General features: G+C 67.2%; 12 protein-coding genes and 2 pseudogenes. 7 read left to right on the forward strand and 7 right to left on the reverse strand.

Annotated features, from left to right (window positions below; genetic code table 11):
* Window positions 1-24: 24 nt before the first annotated feature.
* Window positions 25-180, reverse strand: a pseudogene (locus ABZV00_RS13355) (IS5/IS1182 family transposase); the annotation flags it as partial.
* Window positions 181-1,175: 995 nt separating this feature from the next.
* On the opposite strand from ABZV00_RS13355, the gene ABZV00_RS13360 reads away from it, so the two are divergent.
* Window positions 1,176-3,614 (forward strand): hypothetical protein, encoded by a 2,439-nt coding sequence (locus ABZV00_RS13360; RefSeq protein ID WP_355605298.1) that lies wholly within the window; start codon window positions 1,176-1,178, stop codon window positions 3,612-3,614.
* 62 nt (window positions 3,615-3,676) lie between these two features.
* Here the strand turns inward: ABZV00_RS13360 and ABZV00_RS13365 are convergent.
* The 4 genes and pseudogenes from ABZV00_RS13365 to ABZV00_RS13380 all read right to left on the reverse strand — a co-directional run bounded on the left by ABZV00_RS13365 (window position 3,677) and on the right by ABZV00_RS13380 (window position 7,855).
* A pseudogene (locus ABZV00_RS13365) lies at window positions 3,677-4,457 on the reverse strand (transposase family protein).
* A gap of 500 nt (window positions 4,458-4,957) precedes the next feature.
* Window positions 4,958-5,170 (reverse strand): hypothetical protein, encoded by a 213-nt coding sequence (locus ABZV00_RS13370; RefSeq protein ID WP_355605300.1) that lies wholly within the window; start codon window positions 5,168-5,170, stop codon window positions 4,958-4,960.
* 12 nt (window positions 5,171-5,182) lie between these two features.
* Window positions 5,183-5,923, reverse strand: coding sequence for an SDR family oxidoreductase (locus tag ABZV00_RS13375; RefSeq protein WP_355605303.1), 741 nt, complete (start codon window positions 5,921-5,923; stop codon window positions 5,183-5,185).
* 144 nt (window positions 5,924-6,067) lie between these two features.
* Complete coding sequence (locus tag ABZV00_RS13380) at window positions 6,068-7,855, reverse strand: NAD(P)/FAD-dependent oxidoreductase (RefSeq protein ID WP_355605306.1); 1,788 nt, start codon at window positions 7,853-7,855, stop codon at window positions 6,068-6,070.
* Window positions 7,856-7,969: 114 nt separating this feature from the next.
* Between ABZV00_RS13380 and ABZV00_RS13385 the strand changes: the two genes are divergently transcribed.
* Window positions 7,970-8,611 carry a TetR/AcrR family transcriptional regulator gene (locus ABZV00_RS13385; RefSeq protein WP_355605309.1) on the forward strand — a complete coding sequence of 214 codons (642 nt, stop codon included), beginning with the start codon at window positions 7,970-7,972 and terminating at the stop codon, window positions 8,609-8,611.
* A 134-nt stretch (window positions 8,612-8,745) separates the two neighbouring features.
* Here the strand turns inward: ABZV00_RS13385 and ABZV00_RS13390 are convergent, their stop codons facing one another.
* Entirely contained in the window at window positions 8,746-9,705 is a 960-nt protein-coding gene (locus ABZV00_RS13390) for a hypothetical protein (RefSeq protein WP_355605312.1), read from the reverse strand.
* A 26-nt stretch (window positions 9,706-9,731) separates the two neighbouring features.
* A complete protein-coding gene (locus tag ABZV00_RS13395) occupies window positions 9,732-10,607 on the reverse strand; it encodes an LLM class F420-dependent oxidoreductase (RefSeq protein ID WP_355605315.1) in 876 nt (291 codons plus the stop codon).
* 167 nt (window positions 10,608-10,774) lie between these two features.
* Here ABZV00_RS13395 and ABZV00_RS13400 point away from each other — a divergent pair, with 167 nt between their 5' ends.
* The 5 genes from ABZV00_RS13400 to ABZV00_RS13420 are packed head-to-tail and all read left to right on the forward strand — an operon-like array spanning window position 10,775 to window position 16,692.
* Entirely contained in the window at window positions 10,775-12,883 is a 2,109-nt protein-coding gene (locus ABZV00_RS13400; protein ID WP_355605578.1) for an acetate--CoA ligase family protein, read from the forward strand.
* Window positions 12,884-12,895: 12 nt separating this feature from the next.
* Window positions 12,896-13,681, forward strand: coding sequence for an enoyl-CoA hydratase-related protein (locus tag ABZV00_RS13405; protein ID WP_355605318.1), 786 nt, complete (start codon window positions 12,896-12,898; stop codon window positions 13,679-13,681).
* Complete coding sequence (locus tag ABZV00_RS13410) at window positions 13,674-14,822, forward strand: acyl-CoA dehydrogenase family protein (protein WP_355605321.1); 1,149 nt, start codon at window positions 13,674-13,676, stop codon at window positions 14,820-14,822. The genes ABZV00_RS13405 and ABZV00_RS13410 overlap by 8 nt, the downstream gene beginning before the upstream one ends.
* Window positions 14,822-15,907 (forward strand): acyl-CoA dehydrogenase family protein, encoded by a 1,086-nt coding sequence (locus tag ABZV00_RS13415; RefSeq protein ID WP_355605323.1) that lies wholly within the window; start codon window positions 14,822-14,824, stop codon window positions 15,905-15,907. Before ABZV00_RS13410 ends, ABZV00_RS13415 begins: the two co-directional genes overlap by 1 nt.
* A complete protein-coding gene (locus tag ABZV00_RS13420) occupies window positions 15,901-16,692 on the forward strand; it encodes an enoyl-CoA hydratase/isomerase family protein (protein ID WP_355605326.1) in 792 nt (263 codons plus the stop codon). Before ABZV00_RS13415 ends, ABZV00_RS13420 begins: the two co-directional genes overlap by 7 nt.
* Window positions 16,693-16,753: the final 61 nt, after the last annotated feature.

A 16,753-nucleotide genomic window follows, 5' to 3' on the forward strand; every position in this document is an offset into this window, starting at 1 on the left:
GTGTTGCTGGTGAACGGCTGCGGGTCAGTCGGCCAGGGCGATGTTGTGCAGGTGGGCGATGCCGGCTGCGGTGGTGGCTAAGGTTCGGGCGGCGCGACGGTAGTCGCACAGGATCTTGTAGGTCTTGAGCCGGGCGAGGGCGTGTTCGGCACGGGCGCGGACCTTGCGGTGGCCGGTGTTGGTTCGGCCTACCAGATACCTGGCTGAGTGGCGACGCCTTCTAGCGACGCCGAGTCGGTCTCCCTAGACGTCGTCGCATCGAGGACTCCACCAGACTCGGGGCGGTTCACGCGGCTACAGCGTGGGTGCCGTACGCGCCTCGCAATTGTGATGGAGTTTCTATGATTTCTTGCGGGACGCCGGCGTCGACGCCCGGACGCCGGCGACTTCAGATCCGCCGAAGAGGTTTCCAAGCCGAAGAACTGGCCAGAGCGTTGCCTATGGGATCAGCGTCCCACATGACGGCACGGCCAGCGCGCCCGCCCCGGGCAGTCGGAACGCTGCTCACCGATGTCGAGGGGATGTGCCGCAGCGAAGTTGCGCAGCTCGACTCCCCTACCCCGGTGCGCGACCGGCTGGGCAAGGCATCTGATCATCGGCACGAATGGGCGCTGCGATGCCCCGACCAGCGGCGTAAGCCGTTGAGGACACTCGGGCGATCCCATCCAGCTCCCTCGACGTGACCGGCACCAGGATCCTGCCTGTCGAATGGCTGAGGAGGAACGCCGGGCCGCTACTCCGATGCAATGCCGTCGTACCGGAGTGATCGGAGTTCGACCTCTCGGTGGTCGTCACTGCGGTGCGCGAGCTACCGCTGCCCGGCAGCACGCGGCGAAGACCGGGGGTCATCGCCGCCAACCACGTGGCCTAGTTCGCCGTAGCGCTCGATCAGTAAACCCGTCGTGGCCGGGTACGTCTCGGCCACCGCCGACATCGTCTCCGGCAGACAGATCCATGTGCAGGCCCGCGGTGCTGGCATGGACGTGTGGCGCGGACCCGAGCTGCACCGGCAGTCGTGAGAGGCCGGCGCGGCGGTCCTGGCGGAGGCACGTGAGCAGGCGTGGTGCAACGTGCAAGACCGCTCGGCCCTCGCTGCTGCTGGTCGACGACCCCTATCATCAGGATGCTCGGCGCCGACTGTGCGCCCCTCTAGGAAAAAGCCAGCGCAGCAGCCTATGAAGCAGCAGACGAAGTGGCAGCTGATCGCCGCCCCGGTCGAGGTCCTCGCCGCCGTGGGGTCGGCCGTCGCGACCAACGTCGTCACCAACGGTAGTCGCCTTGCTACCGTCATCCCTTTCGTCATTGCTGTCGTGTTGCACATGGCCGTCGTGATGGTTATCAGAATCCATGCAAGTCGGCTTAGCAAAAATGAGTTTGATCGATCATTTGTTCTCGACGACCTGGAGCAACGTTCGATTGTTCGCGTTCACGAACGCCTAGAGTCACTTCAGGTGTCCTCCGATGCCGTCGATCAGATTGAGGTGCGGTGGCATGAGCTGGCACCGCCGATCAGGTCCTCTGGCGGGCGGGGCCTGACGGGTCTTATAGTGGTCGAGGGTGAATTGGGCAGCGGCAAGTCGACTCATGCGGACATGTTGCATCGCAACGCGATCCACCGGGCGCGATCCGAGCCGGCGGCGCCTTGGCCAGCCTTTTTAGGGGCTCGAGATCTGGCATCGGAGAAGCTAGATCAGGCCGTACGAGCCGGAGGGCCGCCCGACGCGACCTCATGGCACGTCGTCATCGATGGCCTGGACGAGGTGGGCCGAGATCAGGCCCGTGACCTTCTAAGCCAGGCGCGTCACCTCACGCTTCTCTCGCCCGGCTCCACCATCTTCCTTTTCTCGCGGCCGGGATACCTCGGCATCGATGCCGACGCGATCATCGGACTGCTTACTGACGAGCAGGTCGACCTGATCCTCGGGATCGTCGGCGGTGAGCATCTGCGCCGCTGGTCGCTGCCGCGAGGACTCCAGGAGGAGGCGCGCAAGCCGCTCTTCGCCATCCTCTCCGCCAGATACCTTCGCAGCCGAGAGCCGCGATTCCGGACGCCGATCGAACTACTCGGCGCGCTCGCAGAGGAGGTGCTCGAACGAGAGAACGAAGCAGGGATCGACATCCATGCCTTCCTACGTCGCCTCGCCGCCAAGAGCATGCACGGCAGAGGTCGCGTCGCGCAGCGCGAAGCCGGCGCGCTCGAGGTCCGGCAAGCCTTGGTCGCTACACGCCTAGTCGTCCGCCACGACGATGTACTGCGGTTCGCGTCACCAATCCTCGAGCAGTACTTCGCAGCGAGCGCATTGCTCCGAGGCGAGGTCCCCCTGACTAGGCAGATGGCCTCCCTTCAGTCCTGGGAGCTCTGGCGACCGGCGTGGCCACTGGCCGCCGCAATGGGCATTTGGGACGAGTCTTCCGGCCCGATCGCGGCATTGGTCGCGGCACATCCGGGGGCTGCCGCGTGGACGCTGGGCGAAGCCGTCCCGCTGCACGATCACCCAAGGCGTGACAACGGCGAAGAGCAGCATCACGAGCGGCCCGCTTCACCGGCGCGCGTGCGTTTCGCGCTCAATACTTGGGCTGGCGCGATCCCTGAGCTGCTTGCGCCTTGGGGTGTTGGCCCCATCGCAGACCCCGGGCTGGACCTCTTTCTCTCAGCCGCTGACGACTGGGTTGAAGTCGGTGTGCGGAAGAAGGGCGCGGATAAGCCGACTCGATATCTTCCGCGCTTGGGACTGGCCGTGTCGAGGCACCCAGCGGCACCGTGGCGAGTGGCGCAGGCGCTGGCGGAGAGGTCCGCGATCGACCTGCTGACGGCGATGCGCCGCGATCCTGACATCGAAGTGCTCCGCGGCGAGAAATGGCACGACCGGGCAGCCGGCTTGATGCCCTCGTCGATGAGCCCCAAGCAGTTCGCGCGGCACACGGCCATGTCCTTCACCGAACAAGTCGCCATGTACGGCCGGCAACTCCTGACGAGTATGGACGAGCACGGAGCGGATCTCGCTGGCAATGGCAAGAGGCGGTACGCCCGGGCCGAGGTGCAGGAACTGGTAGAGATTGCCTTGGAGGGTGATCCGATGCGACTCCTGGCCGATCCGTGGCCAGGTCGCCCCCCCGGTCCGTTTCCGCCGAATGCGGTGTGGTCCGGCTACCAAAGCGAGCAGCTGACTGCGCGGGTCGCGGCAGTTCACATGGCGGCCATCAAGGCGTATGCGGAGATCGTACGGCGACACTTTCCGAGCTTGTCCACGACGATGGAGCGGGCGCTGCTTATGCCATACCGGGCGGAGTGCCACATCTTCCTGGGCGGAGCTATCCCGGGGATCGCGACCGTCCTGGTGCCCTTGCTGGACGGCGAAGCCGCCACGGTTAAGGTCACAATCGAGGACTCCGCGGACCTAGAGGTTGCCTACGGCCGCGAACGGTTGGACGAGGTGTATCGGCTGGTCATGGCCCGGCGCCCGGAAGGCGCGCCCTGGGTACGCACTGCTGTTCACGGGGACCGGCTCAACGTGCTCGACCGGATGCCCGCCACCCAGATGGCGATTCGCTGGGTGTGGGAGGATCTACGGAGAATAAAGATCATAACCAAAACGTCGCCGCATTCCCTATAGGAGTCTCCTGGGGGTGGGTGGTTTCGTGGCAATGCGGGTGGACGTCCTTGAGTGAGCCATTTTCATCCTCGGTGGGTCGGGTTCTCGACGTGATGTAGGACGAGGATGGCCTGCACGATCGGGGTCGCCCGGTGCGGGCTGCAGCGCAGCCTGGTCAGGACTTTCCAGGTCTTGAGGGTGGCGTTGGCGCGCTCGCCGATGGCGCGGATTCGGGCGTGAGCGCGGTTGGCCTTCTTCTGCCAGAGAGAGTTTCGGCCGGTAGCGGTGGCGTTTGAACGGGGTTCGGATGCTGCCGCGGGCGCCCTGGTAGGCCTTGTCGGCGAGGGTCATCACGTTCATGTTGGTCAGTGCGTCGATGATGGCGTGGGTACGGGCTGCGGTCAGGTCATGGACTGAGCCGGGTAGGGCGGCCGAAGCCCAGATCAGCCGGCCTGCCGGATCAGCGATGACCTGTACGTTCACGCCGTGACGGCGATGCTTGCCGGAGTAGTAGGGCTTCTGGTCGCTGACTCGGTCGATCGGGATCAGGGTGCCGTCGAGGATCGCGTAGGCCAGCAGGCGGATCCTGGTCATCGCCGTGGTCAGGTCGTCGGCGGTGACGGCGAGTAGGTCGATGGCCTCTCGGACGTAGCGCCAGGCCGTCGTGACACCGATCTCGAACCCGGCGGCCAGGCGGGTCAGGGTGTCACCGTTACGCAGGTGGGCCAGGGCGAGCAGGGCTTGCCGGCCGGGGTCGAGGCGCCGCCATCGGGATCGCCGCTGGTCACGGCGGGCTCGGATGAGACCGGCGAGGTGGTTCAGGCTGCGGGTGGACAACGGAATCGCGGCAGGGTAAGACAGCACAGCGAGGCTCCCGGCTGGGGCATCTGATCTTGGTCGATTGCTGTCTTACCGGGAGCCTCGTCCTATGTCGACACCGGCCTCCCGCACTGCCCGTGACCTGCACCGTCGCGATGAAAATGGCTCAGTGACTGTCGGACGTTCCGATCCGCCGCCACCGAGTCCGTCAGCGCTGAAGGAACGGTCACTCGGAGCGTGCACTGGGCAGTAGCGGCGGCCCGGGGGCCCGGTCGCGGGGTGCACGGATCGTCGCCCACCGCACAGCCGTCAAGTGGGCCAAATTCGGGACAGGCCAGTAGCCCAGCCGCCTCCCGTGCCTGCTGCTACGGCGCCGATGCGAGACGGCGGGAGCTTTGTGTCGCGGCAGTCGGTGCGCAAGGCCCAGTAAAGTCGTGGAGTGCCCAGCCTGATGTAGATAGGGTCCGCAGCAGGTCATGGCGCAAATCTGGGTGTTGTCTTGTCTTGTCCTGCCTTGTCGTCGACGACTCCCTTTTGTCGGCGGATCAGTCGCCAGGCGGCGCTGCGGTTGAGCGAGCTGGGAAGTTCGACTGCGGACCGAAGTAGCGGCGACCGAGGTCGGCGACGTTTTCGAAGTGGTTCAACGTCTTCTCCTCGAAGACCGGCTCGAAGACGTGGCCGAAGTTCTCCTCGTCGTTGGCGACAGCGGCCTGGCGCACCTTGAGGTCGGCCATCGCCTCGTTCAACGGCTTGGCCACATCAGCCAGCCGTCAGATGGATATACCGCCGTCGACAGGCAGGACGACGCCGGTGATGTAGGACGCGCTCTCAGAGGCCAGAAATGCCACGGCGTCGGCCATCTCGTCGGGGTGGGCGAACCGTCCGAGGGGAATCGCGGCTGCCAGCTCGGCCTTCCTGGCGTCGGGGATCGAGGCGACCATCCGGGTCTCGGCGTTGGGGGAGATTGCGTTGACAGTCACGCCGAACCGGGCCAGTTCCTTGGCGGTCGTCTTGGTGAAGCCGATGATCGCTGCCTTGGCGGCGGCGTAGTTCGACTGGCCGATGTTCCCACGCAGGCCGGTGTATGAGGTCACGTTGATGACGCGTCCCCGGTTCTGGGCCCTGAACGAGGGTGTGCAGGCCCGCGTGAACCGGAACGTGCCCCCAAGATGCACTCCGAGCACTGCATCCCAGTCCGCGTCGCTGAGTTTCCAGACGACTTGGTCGCGCAGGATGCCGGCATTGTTGACCAGGACGTCGATCCGGCCACAGCTATCGAGGACCTGGGCGACGACCGCCTCCACGTCGGTGGTAAGGGAGACATCCGCGGTCACTGGCACTCCGCCGATGTCCGCCGCAGCCCGCTCCAGCTCCTCGCGGTCGAAGTCGACCATGAACACCTGTGCGCCGGCCGTGGCGAACCTGGTCGCGATGGAGAGTCCTACCCCGCGGGCGGCGCCGGTGACGATGACCGCCGCCCCGTCGAAATCGAAAGTGGTCGAAGCCTTCATTAGGATGCCACCTCGAACAGTCCGGCTGCTCCTATATCGCCATCGACGCACGCCTGTGCGGCGAGGTGCTGACCCGGGGTGTCGTTGAAGGCTTCGGGGTACGTCTTGCCGATCGGGTTCCGCGCGGTCGCGACGACGGCAGCCTTACGCATGTGGCCTCGCCTGGTAGCCGGGGCTGGTGTTCTGGAGAGCGGCCTTGATCTGGACCGCCAGATACTTCGAGTACCCCCGGCAGGCGGCGAGGCTGCCGGCGTTGAACCAGAGGCCGCGCTGTGCCGTGGGGCGCCACATGTTGCGCATCTCGCCGCCGTCGTCCACCCCCCAGATCGGCCCGACCTTCTCGGCGACGGCGTCGCCGAAGAAGAGTCGGACCTCCTCCTGCTGGTTGCGGTAACCGGTGGCCAGCACCACGAGGTCGTACTCCTGGACGGTTCCGTCGACCAGCTCGATCCCCTGGGGAGTGAACGAAGCGATCTGGTCCGCCTGCAGCAGGCCGATCTCGCCGTCGGCGATCAGCTCTGAGCAGCCGACGTTGATGTAGTAGCCACCACCGCGGCGGTTGTACTTCAGGTGGAAGCCGGTGCCGTCCTCGCCGATGTCCGTGCGGAAACCGACGGCGTGCAGGCGGTCCAGGATCTCCTTGTCGGCCTCGAGCATCCGCTGGGCGAGGATCTGGTTGGCCTTGATCAAAGTCGGGAACGAGTTGGCCGCCGCGATGAGGTCGACGTCTTCGGTGGGGGTGCCCTCCGAGTAGAGGGCGTAGACCATGATCCCGCTAGGTTCGAGGCTTACCACGGTCGTGGGCTGCCGCTGCACGATGACCACGTCGGACCCGAGGGCGTGCAGATCCTGCGCGACGTCGTGTCCGCTCGTTCCCGTTCCGATGACCAAGGCCTTGCGGTTTTGGAACTGGGTTCCGGATGTGTACTGCGTGGAGTGGAGGACGTCGCCGCGGAAGTTCTCGAGGCCGGGAAGGCGCGGACGGTTGGGCACGCCGCTCACGCCGCCGGTCGCGATGACGACGTGCCGGGGTCTGAGGATCCGTTCGGCACCGTCGCGCCGAACGGTGACCGTCCAAGTCTGCTCGCCCTCGTCGTAGGTCCCGCCGGCGAACTCGGTTGCGGTCCAGACGTTGAGTTCCATGATGTCGGCGTAGTGCTCGAACCAGTTGGCCAGCTTGTCTTTCGGGATGTAGGTGGGCCAGGTGTCGGGGTAGGGCAGGTATGGCAGGCTCGCCACCCAGGATTCGTTGTGCAGGGTGAGTGAGTGGTAGCGCTTGCGCCAGACGTCACCCACGCGTTCGTGCTTGTCCACGATCAGGGCGTCGACACCGATGGTGCGCAGCCGGGCCGCGATTGACAGGCCCGCCTGGCCTGCACCGACGATCAACACCTCGGGGGAGCGGTCGTCGTAACGCTGCTCCTCCTGGCGGAGGTCGAGCCAGTTCTTTCCGCCGAATGTCCGCGAGTACGCCGTGCCGTGTGGCCGGTTGGCTCCGCGACGCTCCTCGAATCCGGTTAGATCCTGCAAGGTCGTCAACAAGGTGCGGGCCCGCAGCGGCAGCCCCGCCCCCAGGTCGAGCCGCAGGACGCCGGTGCCGTGACCGAACGCCGTCTCGAAGGTGAACAAGCCCTCGACGACGTCGTCGTCGGCGCGGACGACGACCCGGGGTGGTGTGCGTCCGTGAACCGGGGTGAAGGCGTGCGCCTTCACGTCGCGGTTGCGCGCGATGAGGCCGGCGGCAGCCTCTCGGCCGCCGAGCGTGGTTCGGACGTCCCAGGTGAATGAGACGAGGTCACGCCAGTCGGCATTTGGCATGAAGAGATCGGCGAGCCGGTTCAGGTCCTCTGTGTCCATCGCGGCTTCGAGGTTCTGAAGCCACTCGGTGACGACTCGGAGGCACTCAGGTGCGGGGATGTCGGAGCGGGTCATCGGCCCTCCCGGAGACGTCAAAGTAATCTCGAACACAGTAAACTGAACATGGCGTCATAGTCAACTTGGTGATGCTACGCTGCGTTCCGAAACGTCGATCGATATTGGGGGGCCATGTCAACGACGGAGCAGGCCTCTCCGGTGACCGAGCGGGGCCGGCGGACCATGACCAAGCTGGTCGATGCGGCCGCAGTGGTCTTCGCGCGCAAGGGCTTCCTGGATACCAAGATCACTGACATCACGGCAGAGGCCGGCGTCGCCAACGGGAGCTTCTACACCTACTTCGAGTCGAAGGAGGTGATCTTCCGCGCGGTCATCGATGAGGTGAACGAGCGGATGTTCACGAAGTCGCGGGTGCCCGCCGGCGCCGGTTCTAGCCCCTACCAACGCATCGAGCACGCCACGCGGGCATACGTCCGGGCCTACCGTGAGGAGGCCGGCCTGCTGATGATCCTGGAGCAGGTGGCGAGCTTCAGTCCCGCCTTCCGGGAGATGCGTCGGGAGACGCGGAAGTCCTTCCGCTCACGTACCGAGCGCGGCATCCGCCGCTTCCAGGAGGCTGGCCTGGTCTCGCCGAGCTTGCCGCCGGATTACACCGCCGCCGCGCTCATTTCGATGGTCAGCAACTTCTGTTATATGTGGCTGGTCCTAGACGAGGACTACGACGAGGAGACGGCCATTCTCACGCTGAGCCGGCTCTGGGCCCAAGCGCTGGGTATCGAGGTCGAACCGCGGACTGCGTCCAGCGACTCCTAGCCGTTCCGCCCGCAAGGGTGGGGAAGGCCTCCGCAGTCGGCTGTCCGGCAGCTCCACAGCCGACTGCGGAGGTCCTCCGTTCACCAAGATCCGACCACCTGAAGAAGTCGCGCGTGCACCATCCGCCGGGCGGCTCAGCCGAGAATCCGGGCGGGGTTGGTCACGAGCATCGTATGGATCTGCTCGGGCGTCACGCCACGCTGGAGCAGGGCGGGCAGGACATCCTCGTGGAGATGGTTGTAATGCCAGTTCGGGAGCAGGCGGGCCTTGTCGGCGACATCGAAGTTGTGCGTGAAGCACGAGGCGTCGTGCGACAGCACCATACGGTCCGCGTAGCCCTGCGCGCAGAGGTCGGCAACGGTCTGCACCCGTGCCTCGAACGGCAACATCAGATCCAGGCCGAAGCGGTCCATGCCGATAAAGGATCCGGCGTCCATCAGGGAGCGTAGGTAGTCAAGGTCGGTCGTGTCGCCGCAGTGACCGATCACCACGCGTTCGAGATCCACCCCTTCGCTCCGGAAGACGAGCTGCTGATCGGTACCGCGCCGCGTGCCGGCATGGGTGTGGGTGGAAATGGGCGCCCCGGTCTCGCGGTGCGCGATAGCCACCGCCCGGAGCACACGTTCGACTCCAGGTGTGAGGCCGCTCTGGTCGGTGGCGCACTTGATGATGCCCGCGCGGATGCCCGTCTCGGCGATCCCGGTCGTAAGGTCCTTGATGAAAAACTCGGTCAGCAGCTCCGGGCCGTCGACGAGCTTCCCGGGGCCCCGGAAATTGAAGAACATCGGGACATCGTTGTAGGTGTAGAGGCCGGTGGCGACCACGATGTTCATCCGGACCTGCTGGGCGACCTCGGCGACCCGCTCCACGTCACGGCCAAGTCCGATCACAGTGAGGTCGACGATGGTTCGGATGCCGTGGTCGTAGGCGCTCTCCAGCTTCTGGACGGCATCGGCCCGGCGGGCCGACTCGTTCCAGCGGCCGGGGTAGTTGCGCTCGACCTCGGTGTCGAGCACGAAGACGTGTTCGTGCATCAGCGTCTGGCCGAGTTCGCTGGAGTCAACAGGGCCGCGAACGGTGGGGACGGTACTCATGCTCTGCGCTCCTTTGGGCCGGTGGCTCAGGCGAAGGTGGGGAGGATGTTGGAGCCGAGTTCCGCGATGGTTCGCTCCAGGCCGTTCTCGGCGATGGTCTGCGCGGGCAGCAGGACCCGGTCGACGCCGAGATCCTGCATGAACCGAAGGGTCTCGTGATCCCCCAGCCGGCTCGGGTCCTTTGTCCAGCGGGCAGTAATCTCCAGGCTGCCCACGCGTCCGGACGCCTCGAACTCCTTGCGGGCGCAGGCGACCAGCGACGCCACCGCCTCCCGGTCGTAGCCGCCCGGGAAGAACCCGTCGCCGGTCCGACCTGCCCGCCGCGCAGCCACAGTGCTTGAGCCGCCGATATGGATCGGCACCGAGGCCCGGTGCGGTGAGGGTTCGCTGTGCACCAGGTCGAAGGTGAAGAATTCACCCCGGTACGTGCGGGGACCCGGACGCCAGAGCTCACGCATCACGGCGATCGACTCGTCCAAGGCCGCTCCTCGCCGGTCGAAGCTGGCGCCCAGGGCCTCGAATTCCTCGCGGAGCCAGCCCGACCCGACGCCGATCTCGATGCGGCCGCCGCTGAGTCGGTCGAGGGTCGCGATCTCCTTCGCCGTGATCAACGGATTCCGCTGCGGGGCGATCATGATCCCGGTGCCGAGACGGAGCCGGGTGGTCGCGGCCGCGACGAAGGCCATCCAGATCAGTGGGTCGGCGAGCGGCAGGTCGTGCCGGAACCAAAAGCGCCCGTCAGGTGTCTCGGGGTAACGAGGCTCGTAGACCTCCGGGATGACCACGTGCTCGACGGTCCAGAGCGATTCGAAACCGGCCTGTTCGGTCAAGCGTGCCAGGTCGCGTGCCCGGCCGGGCTCGGCGAACTCACCGACATTGCAATGGCTGATGCCGAATCTCATCGCTTCGCTCCAGACCTCGACTTCGTCGTGGCGACTACTTGACTCCGACGCCAAGTTCAACTTAGCTGTGAGAGCTACCACACTTCAAGGCTTCAGCTCCAGCAGAAGGAGGGGGTATGCGAGTTCCGCTCGGGCGACCCCGCGACCTTGACGGACCGCACGCGGGCATGGATGCGCTTTTCCACCCGCGGGCGGTGGCGGTCCTGGGCGCGTCAGGCCGGGAGGCGAACCCGTTCGCTCGCCCCCTGCACTACCTGGCGCAGTTCGGATTCGCCGGCGACCTCTACCCGGTCAACCCCGGGTACGCAGAGCTCGCCGGCATGCGCTGCTACCCGTCTCTCGCCGCATTGCCCGGCCCGGTCGATCTGGTGTTGATGCTGATTCCGGCGGCACGGGTGCTGGAGGAACTGCCCGCCGTCGCGGCGGCCGGTGCGCGCGCCGCCGTTGTCTTCGCCTCCGGCTTCGGGGAGATGCAGGAGGGCCAGGCGCTACAGGCGCAGCTCCGGGACACCGCACGCAAGCTGGGCGTCCGACTGCTCGGGCCCAACTGCCAGGGCGTGATCCACACGGGCGAAGGGATGTTCGGAACGTTCACCGCCGCCCTCGAGCCCGGTCCGGTCGCCACCGGAGGGCTGGCCTACATCGGCCAGAGCGGCGCGGTCGGTGGATCGATCCTCAGCTTGGCGCGCGAGCGCGGCCTCGGTATCACCGCCTGGGCGAGCACCGGTAACCAGGCCGACCTGACGGCCGTCGAACTCGCCCGCTACCTGGTGGACGAGGACGAGACTCGCGTCCTCGCCTTGTACCTCGAAACCGCCGTGGACGACTACGCCTTCCGCGACCTCGCCCGTCGGGTCGTCGAGCTGGGGAAGAAGCTGGTCGTCCTGCGCTCCGCGGTCAGCCCCGCCGGTGCTCGCGCCGCCGCCTCACACACGGGCGCGATCGTCGGCGACGACGCCGGCTACAGGGTGACCGTCCGCGAGTTCGGGGTAATCGAGGCCGAGGACGTCGACGACCTCATGGCGCTCGCGCATGGCCTGACAATCTCTCCGCCGATCGCTGGCGAGCGGATCGCGGTCGTCACCACGTCAGGCGGCGCCGGTAGCCTTGCCGCGGACCAGCTCTCGGCTGTCGGCTTCTCGGTCGACGACCTCCCCGAAGAGACCCGAGCCGAGCTGGGCACTCTCGTGCCCAATTTCGGCGCCGTTGACAACCCGGTCGACGTCACGGCCCAGATCTTCCACGATAGCGACCCCTCGGCCTTTGTGGACGTCTGCGATCGTGTTTACCAGGCGGACGGGATCGACGCCGTGATGATCACCCTCACCCTCGTCACGGGGACGCTGGCCACTCGGATGGCCGAGTCCTTCGTAAAGGCCTGGCGTGACCCGGCAAAGCCCATCGTTCTGGTCTGGCTGGCGGCCCACGAGCAGACCGCCGAGGCGCGGGACCTTCTGGCGAAGGCGGGATGGCCGGTTTTCGACTCCACCCGTCAGGCAGCCCGTGTGCTGGCCGCGCTCCGTAATCCGAAGGTAGTGGAGAACAGCTTCGCCTCAGCGACTTTCCCGGTCGACCAGATCCAGCAGGCGGCCGCGGGGGTCGGTGCGGTGGTCACCGAGTCCGAGGGTGCGACCCTGCTCGGGCTCGCCGGGGTGACCCGGCCCGACTCGGTCCTGGTGCGTTCCGTGGACCAGGCGGAAGCGCTGGCCGCCCAGGTCACCGGGTCGAGCGTCCTGAAGATCCAGGCGAGCAGCGTGCTCCACAAGTCCGAGCGTGGCGGCGTGCGGTTGGGCGTGCCTGCGGAACAGCTGGTGCGGACCTACCGCGAGCTGATGACGTCCTTCGAGGCCGAGCAGCCCGCGGGGGTATTGGTCCAGGAGACGGCCCCGACGGGCGTCGAGCTGATCGTGGGCGTTACGCGGTCCACCGGCAGCCTGCCGATCGTCACCGTGGGCCTGGGTGGATACGCCACCGAGATCTACCGGGACGCGGTCTCGGCATTCGCGCCGGTGTCCCCGCAGCGGGCCGAGGAAATGGTGCGTTCGCTGACCGCGGCCCCGTTGTTGACAGGTTTCCGCGGCAGCCCCCCGGTGGATCTGTCCGGTGCCGCACAGGCCATCTCCAGGATCAGTCTCCTGGCGGTCGCGATCGGTGCGCGCCTGAGCGACCTGGAGGTCAACCCGCTGCGGGTGACTCCGGACGGCCAGGCGATCGCCCTGGACTTCCTCCTGCTCCAGTCGCCGGCAGCGACGCATGTTCCATCCGAAGAACTCTGAAGGAGAAGCCCGATGAACCCCTCGGTCACCCTTGAGCGGCACGGCAACGTGGCGCTCGTGACCATCTCCAATCCGGCGATCAAGAACGCGCTGACCATGGACATGGCCGGGCAGCTGGCGGATTGCTGCGAGCGGATCGACGGCGACGAAACCTTCGGGGCGGTGGTGATCCGCGGCGACGCCGGGACGTTCTGCTCGGGTGCGGACACAAACTCGTGGCGAGACTCCTACGCCGAGGACGCCCTCAGCGACCGCGCGTACGCCGAGACCGACCAGATGTACGGCTCGTTCGTCCGGGTTGGGGAGCTTCGGGTGCCGACGATCGCGGCGGTGCGCGGGGCCGCCGTCGGGGCGGGGCTCAACCTGGCGCTCGCCACCGATCTGCGGATCGTCTCCTGCAGCGCGCGGCTGCTGGCCGGCTTCCTGCGCGCCGGCATCCACCCCGGGGGTGGATTCTTCACGATCCTGAACCGGCTGGCCGGGCGTGAGGCCGCGGCCGGGATGGGGTTGTTCAGCGACGAGATTGACGGCGACCGAGCGCGCGACCTCGGCTTGGCTTGGCGATCCGTGCCGGACGGCGAGGTGGAGGCCACGGCGCTGGAAATGGCCGGGCGGATCGCCGCTGACCCGCTGCTGGCCACTCGGGTCGCGCGCTCGTTCCGGCTTGAGACCTCGGATCAGCGGCTTCCCTGGCCGGTCGCCTTGGAGCTGGAACGCGGGGTCCAGCTGTGGACGCAGAACCGTCGCCTCAAGCATCTGGCGGCCTCCGACCGCGCTGAGGCGGCCAGCCATGATTGATTTCGAGGCCTCTCGGTTGACCGGGGCGGAGATCGCACTTCGCGACGAGGTACGTGAGTTCTTGGCCGCAGCGCGGCGCGAGAACCGCTTCTCCGTTGGCCTGGGCATCAACGCGGAGGCGAACACCGAGTTCAGTCGCGAGGTCGCCCGTCGCGGCTGGGTCGGGATGGTCGTGCCCAAGGAGTACGGCGGCCCGGGACGCAGCGCCGTCGACCGCTTCGTGGTGGCGGAGGAGATGCTGGCCGCCGGGGCCCCGATCAGCGCCCACTGGGTCGGCGACCGGCAGACCGCCCAGATCCTCCTGCGCTTCGGCACTGAGGAGCAGAAAAGGCGCTTCCTTCCGGCGATCGTCCGGGGGGAGGTCTGGTTCTGCCTGGGCATGAGCGAACCCGGCAGTGGATCCGACCTCGCCTCTGTACGCACCCGGGCCACCCGGACGGCGGACGGCTGGCTGGTGACCGGGCAGAAGGTGTGGACCTCGGGCGCGCACTACGCGGACTTCGCGGTGACCCTCTGCCGGACCTCGGCCGAGGAAAAACACGCCGGGCTCAGTCAGCTGATCGTCGATTTGCGTGCCGACGGCGTCACCATCCGCCCGATCCGCCTGCTCAACGGGTTCCACCACTTCAACGAGGTCTACTTCGACGACGTCTTCGTTCCCGACGACATGGTGCTGGGAGAAATCGGCGACGGGTGGCGCCAGGTCACATCCGAGCTTGCACACGAGCGCTCAGGCCCTGATCGGTTCATGTCGGTCGTCCCGGTGCTGGAACTGGTCTACACGGCGCTGGCCGAGACAAGCCCGTCGGAGGAGACAGAACGTCTCATCGGACTGGTCACCGCGCGCTACTGGACCCTGCGCAATCTGTCGCTGTCCATCGCCCGCGCCCTCGATCGGGGTGAGACCCCTGCCGTCGAGGCGGCCCTCGTAAAGGACATCAGCACGCAGTTCGAGAACGACGTCATCGAGATCCTGCGCGAACTCGTGGCGGACGACCTGGATCCCTCGGCCGGGGGGTTGCGGTCCCTGCTGGCGGACGCCGTGGTGACGGCCCCGACCTTCACGCTGCGCGGCGGCACCAACGAGGTCCTCCGCACCGTCATTGCCAAGCATCTGACCCGCACCTCGAGGAGCACCTGATGTCGGAGACGTCCGAGATGCTCGAGCAGGCGCTCGCCTCCATCTTCACCCGCTCCGGCTCGGGTCCGGCGCAGCGGGGCGCGACCTGGCCGGATGACGTCTGGTCGGCCGTGGAGGCCGGCGGGTTCACCTACTTCGACCTCGACGAGGGCGACATCGGCCTGGAGGAGATCGTCGGCGTCGCGACCTGCGTCGGCCGCCACGCCATCCCGATCCCCCTAGTCGAGACCACCGGCCTGGTGTCCTGGCTGTTCGCCCGATCCGCCCTCGACCGCCCGGAGGGCCTGACCCTCAGCGCCGTCGCGCATCCGCTGGACAACCTCCGGACGGAGCCACTGCCCGGCGGCGACGTAGAGATCTCCGGGACACTCCATCGAGTCCCGTGGGGGCGCAGGGCGGATCATCTGGTGGCGGTCGCGGATGTCCAAGGCACCGCCCGCACGGTTCTCCTGCCGCGCCCGGCCGAGGTCCGGACCGGAGAGAACCTCGCAGGGGAGCCGCGCGACACCGTCCTGTTCGACCGGGTACGAGTACCCTCTGCGGCGATCGCAGAGTCTGCGGGGCCGTCGCCCACGGAGTTGCGCGCCCGCGGAGTCCTGCTGCGTGCCGCCTCTGCCGCCGGCGCCATGGAGCGGGTCCTCGCCATGGTGCTGGCCTACGCCGACACGCGCGAGCAGTTCGGCAAGCCGATCCGAACCTTCCAGGCGGTGCAGCACCACCTGGTCGACGTGGCCGAAGCTGCGGCCGGAGCGATGCTCGCGGTCAGAGCCGCCGTGTTGGCCGACCCCGGTCAACGACTGCTGGCCGCCGCGTCTGCGGCCGTGACCGCCAAGGAGGACACGCGCAAGTTGAACCGGTCGGCTCACCAGGTGCTCGGCGCGATCGGCGTCACCGATGAGCACGAGCTGCCGGCCTTCACCACACGGCTGTGGAGCTGGCAGGGGGAGTTCGGCACCAGCCGGGACTGGTCGATCTTCATCGGCCGTGCGGCGCTGAACAAGAGCCTGCCGAGCCTCTGGAGCTTGATCTCCTCGACAGAGGGGACCCAGGTCGGGTCTCCCCTCGGGGAGGTGGTCCCATGGTAGACCGCCAGCCCGATCTCCTGGTCGACGTCAGCGCGGACGGCGTCGCCTTCGTCCGGCTGAACCGTCCCGACCACCTCAACGCCCTGAGCCGCGGCCTGCTGAGCGACATCACGACGGTCTTCACCGAGCTCGACCGGCGCCGCGACGTCCGGGCGGTCGTGCTGCGGGGGGCCGGTGGACGGGCATTCTCGGTCGGGGCCGACCTGAAAGAGATGCACGCCCGGGACACGGCCGAGGACCTGCCGTACGAGCCGATGCGCGAGGCCACCCGCAATCCGTACGAAACAGTGCTGGAGTGTCGCAAGCCCACGATCGCGGCGCTGGAGGGCTGGGTCGTCGGCGGCGGATTCGAACTGGCGATGGCATGCGACCTGCGCATCGCCACAGACACCACGCGGTTCCTGATGCCCGAGTCCAAGGTGGGCCTGGGCGCCAACTTTGGCAGCCAGATGCTTCCGCGGCTGGTACCCGCCGGCTTCGCCTTTGAGGTGCTCTACCTCGCCGAACCGTTCGACGCTGAGACCGGCCTCCGGATGGGGCTGCTCAACAGGGTCACGCCGCCCGAGCAACTCGACGCGACGGTGCAGGCCTTGGTGGCGACCCTCGTGAGCAGGGCCCCGATCACCCTGCAGCGGTACAAGGCGATGGTGCACCTCGGGTCGTCCCTACCGATCGCTACCGCGCTACGCCTCAATCCCGGACCCAGCCCTTACCTCAGCGAGGACCGCGCGGAGGGCACTGCAGCCTTCCGGCAAAAGCGACCTCCGCAGTGGTCCGGCCGATGAAATCCCACCCCGTCTCCGTCCGGATCACCCCACCGCACTCGTCCCCACCGGTTCGAAGGGA

Origin of the sequence: Micromonospora sp. NPDC005173 (genome assembly GCF_040608515.1) — a bacterium.
GTDB lineage: Bacteria > Actinomycetota > Actinomycetes > Mycobacteriales > Micromonosporaceae > Micromonospora.